This is a genomic window from Pseudomonas sp. NPDC077649 (assembly GCF_044542855.1).
Taxonomy (GTDB): Bacteria; Pseudomonadota; Gammaproteobacteria; order Pseudomonadales; family Pseudomonadaceae; genus Aquipseudomonas.
The window spans coordinates 186,383-199,897 of sequence record NZ_JBITVF010000008.1 but is presented as its reverse complement, the minus strand read 5'-3'; the positions used below and the strand labels follow the sequence as shown (position 1 = coordinate 199,897).

At 67.2% G+C, this 13,515-nt stretch carries 16 protein-coding genes; 9 read left to right on the top strand and 7 right to left on the bottom strand.

Annotation, left to right across the window (positions count from 1 at the left end; all coding sequences use genetic code 11):
- Window positions 1-156: 156 nt before the first annotated feature.
- Window positions 157-702, bottom strand: a complete 546-nt coding sequence (gene thpR, locus ACIGFL_RS21525) for an RNA 2',3'-cyclic phosphodiesterase (RefSeq protein ID WP_397498500.1) — start codon at window positions 700-702, stop codon at window positions 157-159.
- 193 nt (window positions 703-895) lie between these two features.
- Here thpR and ACIGFL_RS21520 point away from each other — a divergent pair, with 193 nt between their 5' ends.
- A complete protein-coding gene (locus ACIGFL_RS21520; protein WP_397498499.1) occupies window positions 896-1,204 on the top strand; it encodes a class I SAM-dependent methyltransferase in 309 nt (102 codons plus the stop codon).
- A 6-nt stretch (window positions 1,205-1,210) separates the two neighbouring features.
- Here the strand turns inward: ACIGFL_RS21520 and greB are convergent, their stop codons facing one another.
- From greB to ACIGFL_RS21505, 3 genes are all read right to left on the bottom strand, one after another.
- Entirely contained in the window at window positions 1,211-1,708 is a 498-nt protein-coding gene (gene greB, locus ACIGFL_RS21515) for a transcription elongation factor GreB (RefSeq protein WP_397498498.1), read from the bottom strand.
- Window positions 1,709-1,833: 125 nt separating this feature from the next.
- Window positions 1,834-4,338, bottom strand: coding sequence for an ABC transporter permease (locus ACIGFL_RS21510; RefSeq protein ID WP_397498497.1), 2,505 nt, complete (start codon window positions 4,336-4,338; stop codon window positions 1,834-1,836).
- Entirely contained in the window at window positions 4,338-5,021 is a 684-nt protein-coding gene (locus ACIGFL_RS21505; RefSeq protein WP_122109752.1) for an ABC transporter ATP-binding protein, read from the bottom strand. The genes ACIGFL_RS21510 and ACIGFL_RS21505 overlap by 1 nt, the downstream gene beginning before the upstream one ends.
- Window positions 5,022-5,031: 10 nt before the next feature.
- Here ACIGFL_RS21505 and ACIGFL_RS21500 point away from each other — a divergent pair, with 10 nt between their 5' ends.
- The 3 genes from ACIGFL_RS21500 (at window position 5,032) to ACIGFL_RS21490 (ending at window position 7,001) form a co-directional block, all read left to right on the top strand.
- Complete coding sequence (locus ACIGFL_RS21500) at window positions 5,032-5,637, top strand: arylesterase (RefSeq protein WP_397498496.1); 606 nt, start codon at window positions 5,032-5,034, stop codon at window positions 5,635-5,637.
- 56 nt (window positions 5,638-5,693) lie between these two features.
- On the top strand, window positions 5,694-5,975 hold the full coding sequence (locus ACIGFL_RS21495; protein ID WP_021445790.1) for a hypothetical protein: 282 nt from the start codon (window positions 5,694-5,696) through the stop codon (window positions 5,973-5,975).
- A 69-nt stretch (window positions 5,976-6,044) separates the two neighbouring features.
- Window positions 6,045-7,001: a L,D-transpeptidase family protein gene (locus ACIGFL_RS21490; protein WP_021445791.1), complete on the top strand. Its 957-nt coding sequence runs from the start codon at window positions 6,045-6,047 to the stop codon at window positions 6,999-7,001.
- Between the two features lie 130 nt (window positions 7,002-7,131).
- On the opposite strand, the gene oprI is transcribed toward ACIGFL_RS21490, so the two are convergent.
- Window positions 7,132-7,383: an outer membrane lipoprotei OprI gene (oprI, locus tag ACIGFL_RS21485; RefSeq protein WP_003239826.1), complete on the bottom strand. Its 252-nt coding sequence runs from the start codon at window positions 7,381-7,383 to the stop codon at window positions 7,132-7,134.
- A gap of 265 nt (window positions 7,384-7,648) precedes the next feature.
- On the opposite strand from oprI, the gene ACIGFL_RS21480 reads away from it, so the two are divergent.
- Window positions 7,649-9,022: a GntP family permease gene (locus ACIGFL_RS21480; RefSeq protein WP_397498495.1), complete on the top strand. Its 1,374-nt coding sequence runs from the start codon at window positions 7,649-7,651 to the stop codon at window positions 9,020-9,022.
- A 141-nt stretch (window positions 9,023-9,163) separates the two neighbouring features.
- Window positions 9,164-9,442, top strand: coding sequence for a GNAT family N-acetyltransferase (locus ACIGFL_RS21475; protein WP_021445793.1), 279 nt, complete (start codon window positions 9,164-9,166; stop codon window positions 9,440-9,442).
- 63 nt (window positions 9,443-9,505) lie between these two features.
- Here ACIGFL_RS21475 and ACIGFL_RS21470 read toward each other — a convergent pair whose 3' ends face one another.
- Window positions 9,506-10,582 carry a 3-deoxy-7-phosphoheptulonate synthase gene (locus ACIGFL_RS21470; RefSeq protein WP_021445794.1) on the bottom strand — a complete coding sequence of 359 codons (1,077 nt, stop codon included), beginning with the start codon at window positions 10,580-10,582 and terminating at the stop codon, window positions 9,506-9,508.
- Between the two features lie 163 nt (window positions 10,583-10,745).
- Complete coding sequence (locus ACIGFL_RS21465; RefSeq protein ID WP_021445795.1) at window positions 10,746-11,159, bottom strand: PilZ domain-containing protein; 414 nt, start codon at window positions 11,157-11,159, stop codon at window positions 10,746-10,748.
- Here ACIGFL_RS21465 and ACIGFL_RS21460 point away from each other — a divergent pair.
- The 3 genes from ACIGFL_RS21460 to ACIGFL_RS21450 are packed head-to-tail and all read left to right on the top strand — an operon-like array spanning window position 11,158 to window position 13,409.
- Window positions 11,158-11,544: a thioredoxin gene (locus tag ACIGFL_RS21460; RefSeq protein WP_397498494.1), complete on the top strand. Its 387-nt coding sequence runs from the start codon at window positions 11,158-11,160 to the stop codon at window positions 11,542-11,544. The genes ACIGFL_RS21465 and ACIGFL_RS21460 overlap by 2 nt on opposite strands.
- On the top strand, window positions 11,544-12,500 hold the full coding sequence (locus tag ACIGFL_RS21455; protein WP_397498493.1) for a putative 2-dehydropantoate 2-reductase: 957 nt from the start codon (window positions 11,544-11,546) through the stop codon (window positions 12,498-12,500). The genes ACIGFL_RS21460 and ACIGFL_RS21455 overlap by 1 nt, the downstream gene beginning before the upstream one ends.
- Before the next feature lie 3 nt (window positions 12,501-12,503).
- The gene (locus ACIGFL_RS21450; RefSeq protein ID WP_397498492.1) at window positions 12,504-13,409 is read left to right on the top strand and encodes a 5'-nucleotidase; all 906 of its coding nucleotides are present in this window, start codon (window positions 12,504-12,506) and stop codon (window positions 13,407-13,409) included.
- Window positions 13,410-13,515 lie beyond the last annotated feature (106 nt).

The window sequence follows — 13,515 nt, the reverse complement described above, 5'->3', positions numbered from 1 at the left end:
GTCCTGCAACAAAATCGCGCCCATCCCGTGGCACGTACGGCACGAGGGAGAGGGCAGGAAACATGCCATTGCCGAATTTTCCAGACTAACCCCTCTATCGCGGCACTTTTCCAGAGATTGCCCTGTTTTGCCGGCGAGATTGCCCAGGCTTTGCTGTTACGGGGCGCTACGCCCGGTTGGGGTCGCAGGCCGCAACGGCCACTGGCCGAGCAGGCGATAGCGGCAGCCGTGGCCGTCATATTCCGAGCAAAACAGGGCGAACTGCCGCAGCGGCCAATCGAAGGTTGGGGCGGCGCCGGCCGGCGGCTGCGGGTAATGCCGCGCCAGGGTCAGGTGCGGGCGGAAGGCGCGCCGCTCCAGTTCGAAACCGGCTCCGCTCAGGCGTGCGTGCAGCTGCCGCTGCAACTCGTCCAGCGCCTGCGGCACCCGGCTGGGCGCCAGGTGCAGCACGCCGCCGCGCCAGCGGCCGAGGCGATCCAGGCGCAGCTCGCAGCCTTCGCCCGGCAACTGCGCGGCGAGGCTCAGCAGCGGCGCCAGGCAACTGGCCGGCTGTGCACCGAGAAAGGCCAGGGTCAGGTGCAGGTTGGCGGCATCGACCGGCCTGCCGCCGGGCGCTTCGCGCTCACGCCAGGCGCAGATCGCCGCGGCCAGCGGCGGCGGGCAGGGCAGGGCGAAGAACAGGCGCAACTGGTCGGCGGTCATGGCGCTTGGCCGGTGGTGGCTCGCCTTGACAGTATCGCGCGGGCTTCTCTAGGATGCGCGCTGCGCCGATTTAAACAGCTACTTGCGGGGCGCCACAGGGTGAAGCTTCCAGCACCCGAAATTCCGCTAAAGCGCTGGTTCGGTGTCGCCTCCCACCGCTGCCCAGCGGGATTTTTGAGGCGGAGACTCGAGCATGACCTGTCCCCAACCGCACATTCGCCTGGCCCCCATCACCTCGGGGCTGTTGTTGCGCAACCCGCGCATCCTGCTCGGCGGCAATCACCAACCGACCCTGCTGCGTTACCTCGACGGCTGGCCCAAGCGCTGGAGCGGGCCGCGTACCTTCCGTATCCAGTTCGTGCAGCGCGGCGAGTCGCTGGCGCGCTTTCCGCCCGACAGCTTCGACCTGGCGGTGGTGCAGGCGCCCAGCGCCGATGCCCTGACGGAAACGGTCGCCGAGCTGGTTCGGGTGGCGCGCCAGGGCCTGATTACCCGGCGGTAGGGAGCCTCAGGGGTAGTCGATCTCGACTATGTAGCAGGTCTTCTCGCCGCTCGGGCTGTGCACCCGCACCTCGGCGTCCAGCGGCTTGCCCACCAGCGCGCGGGCCAGCGGCGAGTCGATGCTGATCAGCCCCTGTTTCAGATCCAGCTCGTCCGGGCCGACGATGCGGTAGCGCGACTGTTCGCCGTCTTCGTCCTCGATGGTGACCCAGGCGCCGAAATAGACCTTGTTCGGGTCCGAGGGTCTGTCGCAGACCACCTTGAGCTTTTCCAGGCGTTTGCTCAGAAAGCGCACGCGGCTGTCGATTTCGCGCAGCATCTTCTTGCCGTAGGTGTACTCGGCGTTCTCCGAGCGGTCGCCCTGGGCGGCGGCCTCGCTGACGGACTGGGTCACCTGCGGCCGGCGCACGTGCCACAGCTCGTGCAGTTCGGCGCGCAGGCGCGCCTCGCCTTCGGGGGTGATCAGCGGCGTGCCGGCGGGGCGAGGGGGGCGGTAGCGGCTCATGGTATCTCTGGTGGCTGGGTGGGGCGCCAGTCTAGCAGGCCGCTCAGGGCAGTCCCATGGAGCAGGCGTAGGGTGGATCACGCTTCACCGATCCACCGTGCGGGCTCCGATCCCCCTCAGGTTGATCAACCCTCGCGCAGCACGCTTAGCGGGCTGGCATTGAGCGCGCGGCGGGTGCCGAGCACGCCGGCGGTGCCCACCAGCAGGGCGCCGATCAGCGGCAACAGCAGCAGCCAGGGGTGCGGTTGCCAGCTCATGTCGAAGGCATAGCGATACAGCAGGAAGCTCACCAGTTCGCAGCCCAGCGCGGCGAGCAGGCCGGCGGCGGCGCCGAGCAGGCCGAATTCGGCGCGCCGGGCGCTGACCAGCAGCTGGCGTTCGGCGCCCAGGGCGCGCAGCAGGGCGCCCTGGCGGATGCGTTCGTCGAGCGTCGCCTGCAACCCGGCGAGCAGCACGGTGATGCCGGCGGCGAGGACGAACAGCAGCACGTACTCGATGGCCAGGGTGACCTGGGCGAGGATGCTGCGCAGCTGCGCCAAGAGCGCGTCGACCTGCAGCAGGGTGACGCTGGGGAAGGCGCGGCTGAGCGTCACCAGCTCGGCGTCCTGACCCGGCGGCAGGTAGAAGCTGGTCAGGTAGGTGGCGGGCAGGTCCTGCAGGGTCTGTGGCTCGAAGATCATGTAGAAGTTGGGCTGGAAGCTGTCCCAGTCCACCTCGCGCAGGCTGCTGACCTGCGCCTCGCGTTCGATGCCGCCAACGTTGAAACGCAGGCGGTCGCCCAGCTCGAGTTGCAGGCTCTCGGCCAGTTCGGCTTCCACCGACACCCCCGGCAGTTCGCTGGCATGCGCCGCGCCCCACCAGCGGCCGCTGGTGATCTGGTTGTCCGCGGGCAACTGTTCGGCCCAGGTCAGGCTGAGGTCGCGCTGGATCGCCCGTTCGCCGCGGCTCTCCTTGCTCACCAGCTGACGCACCGGCTCGTCGTTGATCGTCACCAGGCGGCCCGGCACCACCGGGTAGAGCGGCGCCGGATGCGGCGAGAGTTCGGCCAGGCGCGCGGCGAAGGCGTCACGCTCGGCCGGCAGCACGTTGAGGGCGAAGTGGTTGGGTGCGTCTTCCGGCAACTGGTCCTGCCAGGTGTCGAGCAGTTCGCCGCGCAGCAGGGCGATCAGCGCCATGGCCAGCAGGATCAGGCCGAAGGCCAGCGACTGGCCAGCGGCGGCCAGCGGATGGCGCAGCAGTTGGCCGAGGCCCAGGCGCCAGGGCAGGGCGGCGCGTTGCAGCAGACGACGCAGGCTCTGCAGGCCGAGCAGCAGCAGGCCGCCGAGCAGCAGGGCGGCGAGCAGGCCGCCGCCGAGCAGCGCCAGGGTCAGGCGCAGATCCAGGCTCAGGCGCCACATGATCAGGCCGAGCGCCAGCAGCGCCGCGCCGTACACCAGCCAGGAGCTGGCCGGCACCGGCAGCAGGTCGCGGCGCAACACCCGCAGCGGCGGCACACGGCCGAGCGCGGCCAGCGGCGGCAGGGCGAAGCCGGCCAGCGCCACCAGGCCGGTGGCCATGCCGGCCAGGGCCGGCCAGACGCCGGCCGGCGGCAGGTCGTCGGGGATCAGCCCGCGCAACAGGTGAAACAAGACGTGCTGGCCGAGCCAGCCGAGCAGGGCGCCCAGCAGGCAGGCGAGCAGGCCGAGCAGCGCCAGCTGCAGGGCAAACAGCGTCAGCGCTTCACGGCGCGACAGGCCCAGGCAACGCAGCAGCGCGCTGGCGTCGAAACGGCGGGCGGCAAAGCGCGCCGCCGACAGTGCCACGGCCACCCCGGCGAGCAGCACGGCGGCCAGGCTGGCCAGATTCAGGTAGCGCTCGGCACGGCCCAGCGCACTGCCGACCTGGCGATTGCCATCGCGAGCATCCTCCAGGCGCTGGTTGGGTTCGAGGCTGGTCTGCACCGCCTGACGGTAGGCGGCCAGCACCTCGGCATGGCCGCGCCACAGCTCGCGAAAGCGCACGCGGCTACCCGGTTGCACCACCTCGGTGGCAGCCAGATCGTCCAGATGCATCAGCACCCGCGGGGTCAGGCTGTAGAAGTCGCCGGCGCCGTCCGGATCGTAGGTCAGCACGCGGGTCAGGCGCAGGCGCTTGGCGCCGATCTCGATCTCGTCGCCGATCTGCAGGCCCAGGGCGGCCAGCAGACGCGTCTCGGCCCAGGCTTCGCCGGGCGCCGGACCCGCGCCGGGCTCTTCCGGCTGATAGGGGGCGGCGGCGCTTTTCAGTTCACCACGCAGCGGGTAGGCATCGCTGGCGGCCTTGACGCTGGCCAGCTGGATGCCGTCGCCGGCGGCGACCACGCTGGAGAATTCGACTATCTGCGCGTGATCCAGGCCCAGGCGGGTGCCGGCCTCGATCTGTTCGGGTTTGGCCTGTGTGCTGCCGCTCAGGCGCAGGTCGGCGGCGAGAAATTCGCTGGCGCGCAGCAGCATGGCGTCGTTCAGCCGCGCGCTGAAGTAGCCGATGGCGCTGCTGGCGGCCACCGCCACCAGCAGGGCGAAGAACAGCACGCGCAGCTCGCCGGCGCGGGCGTCGCGCAGCAACTGGCGGGTGGCCAGTGCCAGCAGGCGAGTAAGCGGTACGCGGTTCATCAGGGTTCCACGCGGTCGATCAGGTGGCCGGCCTCCAGACGGATCAGGCGTTGGCAGCGATGGGCCAGGCGTTCGTCGTGGGTGACCAGCACCAGGGTGGTACCGCGCTCCTGGTTGAGCTCGAACAACAGGTCGCTGATGCGCTCGCCGGTGTGGCTGTCGAGGTTGCCGGTGGGCTCGTCGGCGAACAGTACGTCCGGCTCGGCGGCGAAGGCGCGGGCGATGGCCACCCGCTGCTGCTCGCCGCCGGACAGCTGGCGTGGGTAGTGCGACAGGCGCTGGCCCAGACCGACCCGCTCGAGCAGGGCGCGGGCGCGCTGGCGGGCGTCGCCATGGCCTTCGAGCTCCAGCGGCAGCATGACGTTCTCCAGCGCGTTGAGGCTGTCGAGCAACTGGAAGGACTGGAAGACGAAGCCGACATGCTCGGCGCGCAGCCGTGCGCGCTGGTCTTCGTCGAGTTCGCCGAGGTCCTTGCCGGCCAGCAGCACGGTGCCGCCGCTGGGCAGGTCGAGCCCGGCGAGCAGGCCGAGCAGGGTGGATTTGCCCGAGCCGGAGCTGCCGACTATGGCCAGGCTGTCGCCCTTGGCCAGGTTCAGGTCGAGGTCGTGGAGGATGGTCAGCTCGCCTTCCGCGCTCTCGACCACTTTGCTAAGGTTCCGCGCAGCGAGAATGCTCGAAGTCATGGAGATTCCAATGCGTGCATGGTGGCTGAGTGGTGCCTTGGCCCTGCTGTTCTGGGCCCAGGGGGCGGTTGCAGGCACCCTGCTTGTGGTCGGCGATAGTATCAGCGCGGCTTTTGGCCTGGATAGCCGCCAGGGCTGGGTCGCGCTGCTGGAACAACGCCTGCAGGAGGAGGGTTTCGACCACAGGGTGGTCAACGCTTCGATCAGCGGCGATACCAGCGCAGGCGGCGCCGCACGGCTGTCTGCGCTGCTTGCCGAGCACCAGCCCACGCTTGTGATCATCGAGCTGGGCGGCAACGATGGCCTGCGTGGCCAGCCGCCTGCGCAATTGCAACAGAATCTTGCATCGATGATCGAGCAGTCCCAGGTCGCCGGGGCGCGCGTGCTGCTGCTCGGCATGCGTTTGCCGCCCAACTACGGCGCCCGCTACACCCAGGCCTTCGCCCAGGTGTTCGCCGACCTGGCGCAGGACAAGCAGGTGCCGCTGGTGCCGTTCTTCCTCGAAGGCGTTGGCGGCGTGCCGGCGATGATGCAGGCCGACGGCATTCACCCCACCGCGGCGGCGCAGCCGCTGCTGCTCGATAACGTCTGGCCGGCGCTGAAACCGCTGCTCTGAGACTTTTCCGCCCCAAGCCTTTCGGCTAATGTGGCCGGCCCGCCATGGAGCCCCAGATGCCGCGTCTCGCCTGGTCCCTGTATGCCTATCAACTGATCGAGCCGGACGAGCAGCTGGATCTGTTCGCCTGCCGCGAGGTGCGCCTGCACCTGGTCGCCCGTCAGTTGCGCCTGGGCGGCCATGCCGACCGTACCCTGTGCGGCGGTTTGCTGCCGGCGCAGCCGCGCTGGCGGGCACTGGACAAACCCTTGCTGCGCGACCGGCGCCTGTGTCCGGCCTGCCTGGCCACGTTCGAGGCCCAGCGCCAGGGGCTGTACTCGAACTGGGCGGATGGCTGACGGCTGCCCTGGGCTCGAACGGCGGTGTACAATCGCTGCACTTCTAGTCAACCCATCAAGGATTCCCGGATGTTGTCGCGATTCTCTGCGGTCAACCGTTGCCTGACCCTCATGGCGCTGTGCACCAGCGCCGCGGTGCAGGCGCTCGAACTTCCCCTGCCGCCGCCCGGCGAAGACGTGGTCGGTCAGGTGCAGGTGATCAAGGCCAAGTACGAGGATACCTTCGCCGATCTGGGAACCACCCACGACCTGGGCTACCTGGAAATGGTCGCCGCCAACCCCGGGGTCGACCCCTGGCTGCCGGGCGAGGGCACCGAGATCGTCCTGCCGACGCGCTACGTCCTGCCGCCGGGCCCGCGCGAAGGCATAGTGATCAACCTGGCCGAGTACCGCCTGTACTACTACCCGAAAGGCCAGAACGTGGTGCATACCTTCCCCCTCGGCATTGGCCGCGAGGGCTGGGGCTCGCCGCTGGGCACCGGACGCATCACCGCGAAGACGCCGAACCCGGCCTGGTATCCGCCCAAGTCGATCCGCGAGGAGCATGCCGCCGAAGGCGATATTCTGCCCACCGTGGTGCCGCCGGGGCCGGACAACCCGCTGGGGCCGTACAAGATGGGGCTGTCGTTCCCCGGCTACCTGATCCACGGCTCGAACAAGAAGTTCGGCATCGGCATGCGCGTCAGCCATGGCTGCTTCCGCATGCTCAACCACAACGTACTGGAGCTGGCGGACATGGCGCCGGTGGGGACGCCGGTGCGCATCCTCAACGAGCCGTACAAGTTCGGTGTGAGTGGCGGCAAGGTCTATCTGGAGGCCCATGCGCCGCTGGACGACGAAGGCGCGCCCTCGGTCGTCGACAAGCACACGGCGGTGATCAATACCCTGCTCAAGCGCGAGGAACTCAGCGGCCTGCGCCTGGACTGGGAGATGGTCCGCGAAGTGGTGGCTTCGGAAGACGGCCTGCCGGTGCCGATCGCCGCCCAGGGCGACAACGTGGTGGCGAGCAGCGCTAACCCGTTCTAACGCGATCTGTGCCGAACAGCCCGCCCGCACATGTGCCGGCGGGCTTTTTATTGCTGGTAGTGTGCGTGCAGCGGCCAATAAAAAAGCCGACCCAGTTGCCTGGGTCGGCTTTCTATAAGCCGGTCGCCTATTACTTGCGGCTGGCTTTTTCCAGCATGCGCAGAGCGCGCTCGTTGGCTTCGTCAGCGGTCTGCTGAGCCTTCTGAGCGGCAGCCAGAGCTTCATCGGCCTTGCGGTAGGCTTCGTCGGCACGGGCTTGAGCGCGGGCAGCTGCGTCTTCGGTAGCAGTCAGACGAGCTTCGGTTTCTTTGGACATGCTGCTGCAACCGGTAGCCAGAACTGCGGCCAGAGCCAGAGCAGAGAATTTCAGAACGTTGTTCATCGTGTTCCCCTTGAGGTGGAGTTTTCCATAAAAGCAATTCCCCAACTGCGGGAAATTAGCCGGCCTACATACTACCTATTACTTTTAGTAAGTAAACGGAGGGCGAGCAAGAGTTGCGTGTTTTTTTACTGGGTGAGTCGTTTTCAGGTCAGTGGCTATGCTCTTTGGATAAAAAATAGCCAACTCCGATGCTGTTAGGACGTACTCGCGGCCAAGCTGTTATAACTGTCGCGCAAGGACTACAACAATAAGGGCGGGGACGAAGATGTTGGGTAACTTGGGTTTGTTGCTGGGCTTGGCGTTGCTTATCTACATGGCGCTGCGTGGGGTGAACATTTTCATTGCGGCGCTGGTCTGCGCCATGCTGGTGGCCTTGAGCAACGGCTTGGCCGTGCCCAAGGCCTTGCTCGAGCACTTTCCGTTCGGCCCGCTGGGCGCATTCACCTTCGCCGGCAAGTTCTTCGTGCTGTTTCTCTGCGGCGCCATCTTCGGCAAGGTCATGGCCGCCAGCCAGGCCGCCGGCAGCATCGCCCAGGCGATCACTCGCGGCCTCGGTACCCAGCGCACCCTGTGGGTGGCCATGCTGGTCTGCGCGGTGCTGACCTACGGCGGCGTGGTGGTGTTCGTGGTGATCTTCACCATGTACCCGCTGGGCATCACCCTGATGCGCGAGGCCAACCTGCCCAAGCGCCTGTTCTGCGCGGCGACGGCCCTGGGCGCGGGCACCTTCACCATGACTGCCTTGCCGGGTTCGCCGTCGATCCATAACGTGATCGCCGCCAGTGCCCTGGGCACCGATCTGTTCGCCGGGGCCTGGATCGGCGTGTTCGCCAGCCTGCTGATGATCGGCCTGGGCATGGCCTATCTGCAGCGCGAGTGGGGCCTGGCGCGCGAGCGGGGCGAGGGCTTCGAGGCCAACGCCCAGGATGCGCGCATGGAGCAACTGGCCGGCACGCCGGGAACCGGGCCGCACTGGGGCATGGCGCTGGTGCCGATCGTCGTGGTGCTGGGCATCATCCTGCTGCCGCGTCTGCTGGCCTTGTCCGGCGCGGGCGCGCCCGGCGAGGGCGCCCTGGGCGGGCTGCTGGCGTTCAGCCAGGCGCAACCGATTCTCTGGCCGAGCCTGGCGCTGGTGCTGGCCACCGGAGTGGCGGTGCTGATGTTCCCAACCTTGCGTCGCAACACCCTGGGTGTGCTGGGGCAGGGCGCCGACGACGCGATCATGCCGCTGCTCAATACCGCGGCGGTGATCGGCTTCGGCGGCGTGGTGACGCAGACCGCGGGTTTCGCCCAGTTCGCGCAATGGATACTGGCGGTGGACCTGCCGCCGCTGCTCTCGGTATTCGCCTCGGTCAGCGTGGTGTCCGGCATCGTCGGCTCATCCTCCGGCGGCCTGCAGATCTTCATGCAGACCCTAGCGCCGCGTTATCTGGAAATGGGCGTGGAGCCTGAGGTGCTGCACCGTATCGCCAATATCGCCGCCGGTGGCCTGGATTCGCTGCCGCACTGCGGGGCGGTGATCGCCATGCTGATGATCATGGGCCTGACCCACAAACAGGCCTACAAGGATATCTTCGTCATCACCGTACTGATCCCGGTGCTGGCCGTGCTGCTGTGCATCGCGGTCTTGAGCCTGTGATTGCGCATGACTGGGCGGTCTTTGGCCTGATAAGCTGTCGGCTCGCGCCGACGAGACGAGGCGCGGGGATTTGCGCTTTCGGTAAAGCGTAGGTATGAAATACGGATGTGCCGCGACAGGCTCGCGGCTAGAGGAGTGAAGATGAGCGAGGGGTTGTCCATTCACCACGATCAGGCGGGTCACCAGTTCGTGACGTCCGTTGACGGTGATCGTGCCTACTTGGCCTATATGGACCTCGGTAAGCAGACCCTGGACATCTATCGCACCTTCGTCCCCAACGCCCTGCGCGGTCGCGGCATCGCCGCGGCGCTCACCGAGCACGCCCTGCGCTACGCCGAGGGCAAGGGCTACACGGTGATTCCGTCCTGTTCCTACGTCGAGCGTTATATGGAACGTCGGTCGCGCCACCAGGCCGGCTGAGGCCGAACGCGGATACGAAAACGCCGGGCATCGCCCGGCGTTTTCCTTTGCGCTGCTGCCGAATCAGCCGCGTTGACGCTTGGGCAGCACGTCCTTGAGCTTGGCGTGCATGCTGCGCAGGCTCTTCTCGGTGGTGTCCCAGTCGATGCAGGCATCGGTGATGGACACGCCGTACTTGAGGTCGCAGAGATCCTTGGGAATCGACTGGTTGCCCCAGCCCAGGTGGCTCTCGACCATCAGGCCGACGATGGAGTTGTTGCCTTCGAGAATCTGATTGGCGACGTTTTCCATCACCAGCGGTTGCAGCGCCGGGTCCTTGTTGGAATTGGCGTGGCTGCAGTCGACCATGATGTTCGGGCGGATGCCGGCTTTGGTCAGTTCCTGCTCACAAATGGCAACGCTGACCGAGTCGTAGTTGGGCTTGCCGTTGCCGCCGCGCAGCACCACATGGCCGTAGGCGTTGCCCTTGGTGGTGACGATGGAGACGCCGCCTTCCTGGTTGATGCCGAGGAAGCGGTGCGGGCTGGACACCGACTGCAGGGCGTTGATCGCCACGGTCAGGCCGCCGTCGGTGCCGTTCTTGAAGCCGACCGCGGACGACAGGCCCGAGGCCATTTCGCGGTGGGTCTGGGATTCGGTGGTGCGCGCGCCGATGGCCGACCAGCTGATCAGGTCCTGCAGGTACTGCGGGGAAATCGGGTCGAGCGCCTCGGTGGCGGTGGGCAGGCCCATCTCGGCCAGGTCGCGCAGCAGCTGGCGACCGATGTGCAGGCCATCCTGAATCTTGAACGAGTCGTCCAGGTAGGGATCGTTGATCAGGCCTTTCCAGCCGACCGTGGTGCGCGGCTTCTCGAAGTACACGCGCATGACCAGGAACAGGCTGTCGGACAGCTCGGCGGCCAGCACCTTGAGGCGCTCGGCGTATTCGTGGGCGGCCTTGATGTCGTGAATCGAGCAGGGGCCGACCACCACGAAGAGGCGATGATCCTTGCCGTCGAGGATGTCGCGCACCACCTGGCGACCGTGGGCCACGGTCTTCAGCGCGGCATCGGTCAGGGGAATCTCGCGTTTCAGCTGATCGGGGGTGATCAGGGTTTCGTTGGAGGCGACGTTGAGGTCGTCGATCGGTAAATCAGCCATCGTGCTATTCATCGGGTCAGGTCGTCAGGTCACGGGTGCCGGCCGCCAGCGATCCCCTGTGGCGGTGCACAGCTAGTTGGCGCAGGGGGAGGCCGAACCTTAGCGCGTAAGGGGCTTCGCGACAATGGGCGGTAGGTTCAATGAGGCCTATAGAGGGGGCGCATCAGGCCAGATAGGGAAATTGCGCGGCGTGCTTGGCGATCCATTCGCGGGCGCAGTGTTCGATGGCCATGGGCTGGCCCGTCTCCTGCTCCAGTTGCTGGCGGTAATGCTGGATTTGGCACACCTGCTCGACCATGCGCGCACGGAACAGGGTGTCCTCGTCGAGGAAGGCGATGCCCACCAGATAGTCTTCAGCCTGGCGGCGACACCAGGCGACCACACCGGGGTAGCGCGCCTGTTCGCCGAACAGGGGAATGCGCAGTTCCACCGAGGTGCCGCGGCGAAAGCCGCGCGTCGAGTTGCACGCCACCCCGCCGAGGCTGATATTGTTCAGCCGTTGCCGCGGAATGCAGGCCTGTCTGCGCAATACCAGTTCCACCGGCATGTCGCTTGGATGACGCAGAAACTTACGCATGAGCACCGACCTCGAATGCAGGCAAACTGATATCAGTGATTTCAGTATAGCGACGCAATTGGAACTGACCGATCTGGATGCGGACCGCCGCCTGCTCGATCTGCCCGGCACCTCGCTACTCCTGTTCACAAGCACGGGCTGTGCCAGTTGCCGCTGGGCGCGTCGGGTGCTGCCGGCCATGCCCTTGCCGGTGGCGCGCCTGTGCTGGGTCGACGCCGGGCACAACGCCGGTCTGGTGACGCGCTACGAGGTGTTTCACCTGCCGGCGCTGTTTCTGATCCGCGACGGTCAGTTCTTTGGCGCGCTGCAGGCGCGCCTGACCCCCACCGATCTTGTTGCCGCCATGGGCGAAGCGCTGCGTCGCCCGGCTGAGGAGCTTCCCTGATGTCTCAATCCCCCGCGCCGCGCATCGGCATCATCGGCACCGGTGCCATCGGCGGCTTTTATGGCCTGCTGCTGGCGCGCGCCGGCTACGACGTGCATTTCCTCCTGCGCAGCGAATATGCCGCGGTGGCCGAGCGCGGCCTGCAGCTCAACAGCGCGCTGCATGGCGCCCTGCAGCTGGCGCCGGTGCAGGCCTATCGCAATGCCGGCGACATGCCGCCCTGCGACTGGCTACTGGTCGGTGCCAAGACCACCGCCAACGCCGAGCTGGCGCCGCTGATCGCCCAGGCGGCGGCGCCCGGCGCCAAGGTGGTGCTGCTGCAGAACGGCCTGGCGGTGGAGGACGAGCTGCGTCCGCTGCTGGCAGACGACCTGCATTTGCTCGGCGGGCTCTGCTACATCTGCGTGCACCGCAGCGGTCCCGGGGCGATCGAGCACCAGGCGCTGGGCGCGATCAACCTGGCCTATCACTCCGGGCCGGCGGCGCAGGGCGAGGCGCGCCTGGCGCTGGCCGAGGAGGGGGCGGGCATGTTCCGCGGCGCCGGGCTGGATTCCGCGGCCATGCCCAACCTGGCCCAGACACGCTGGCAGAAGCTGGTGTGGAACGTGCCCTACAACGGCCTGTCGGTGCTGCTCGATGCCGACACCCGCCAGCTGATGGGCAACCCCGACAGCCGCGCGCTGATTCGCGACCTGATGCTGGAAGTGGTGCAGGCCGCTCAGGCACTCGGCCACGGCATGCCGGACAACTACGCCGACAAGCTGCTGGCGGCCACCGAACGGATGCCCGATTATCTGCCGAGCATGTACCACGACTTCGCCCAGGGGCGGCCGGCCGAACTGCATGCCATCTACGAGGCGCCGCTGGCGGCCGCGGCGGCGGTCGGTTGCGACATGCCCAGGGTCCGCGCGCTGTATCAGGCGCTCAGCTTCATTCAGGCGCGTCGGGAGGCCTAGGCCATGGGCAAGGGATTGGGCGACAAGCTGGTGCTGGCGATTTCCTCGCGGGCCTTGTTCGACTTGAGCGAGAGCCACCAGATCTACGAGAGCGACGGGGTGGAAGCCTACCGCCGCTACCAGATCGAACACGAAGACGAGGTGTTGATGCCGGGCGATGCCTTTCCCCTGGTGGAAAAGCTGCTGGGGCTCAACCAGCGCCTCAGCGAGCAGCGCGTCGAGGTGATTCTGGTCTCGCGCAACAGCGCCGACACCGGCCTGCGCGCCTTCAACTCGATCCAGCATTACGGCCTGGGCATCTCCCGCGCGGCTTTCGTCGGCGGCCGCAGTCCCGATCCCTACCTGGCGGCCTTCGGCTGCCACCTGTTCCTGTCGACCCATGCCGATGACGTGCGCAATGCATTGAAAGCCGGCTTTGGCGCGGCAACCCTGCTTTCCGGCGGTACCCGGCGGGCGAACAACAACGAGCTGCGCATCGCCTTCGACGGTGATGCGGTGCTGTTTTCCGATGACTCCGAACGGGTTTACCAGAGTGGCGGTTTGCACGCCTTCCAGAGCCACGAGCGCGAGGCGGCGCGGCAGGCGCTGCCGGGCGGGCCGTTCAAGCCGTTTCTGGCGGCGCTGCACAGCCTGCAGCAGGAGTTCCCCGAGGCGGATTGTCCGATCCGCACCGCGCTGGTCACCGCGCGCTCGGCGCCGGCCCACGAACGGGTGATCCGCACCCTGCGCGAGTGGAACATCCGCCTCGACGAATCCTTCTTCCTCGGCGGCCTGGACAAGTCGGCGGTGCTCGAAGCCTTCGCCGCCGACGTGTTCTTCGACGACCAGACCGGCCATTGCGAGAAGGCCCGTCAGGTGGTGGCGACCGGGCATGTGCCGCACGGGGTGAGCAACGAGCTGCAACCCTGAGCGGCTCGTCGCTATATAGCCATTCGTCCTAAATAGCGCCTCCGATCTTGCTTTGCCTGATGCGCTGCTAAGCTCAATCAAGGGCCTGGGCCAGCAGTCAAGGAGG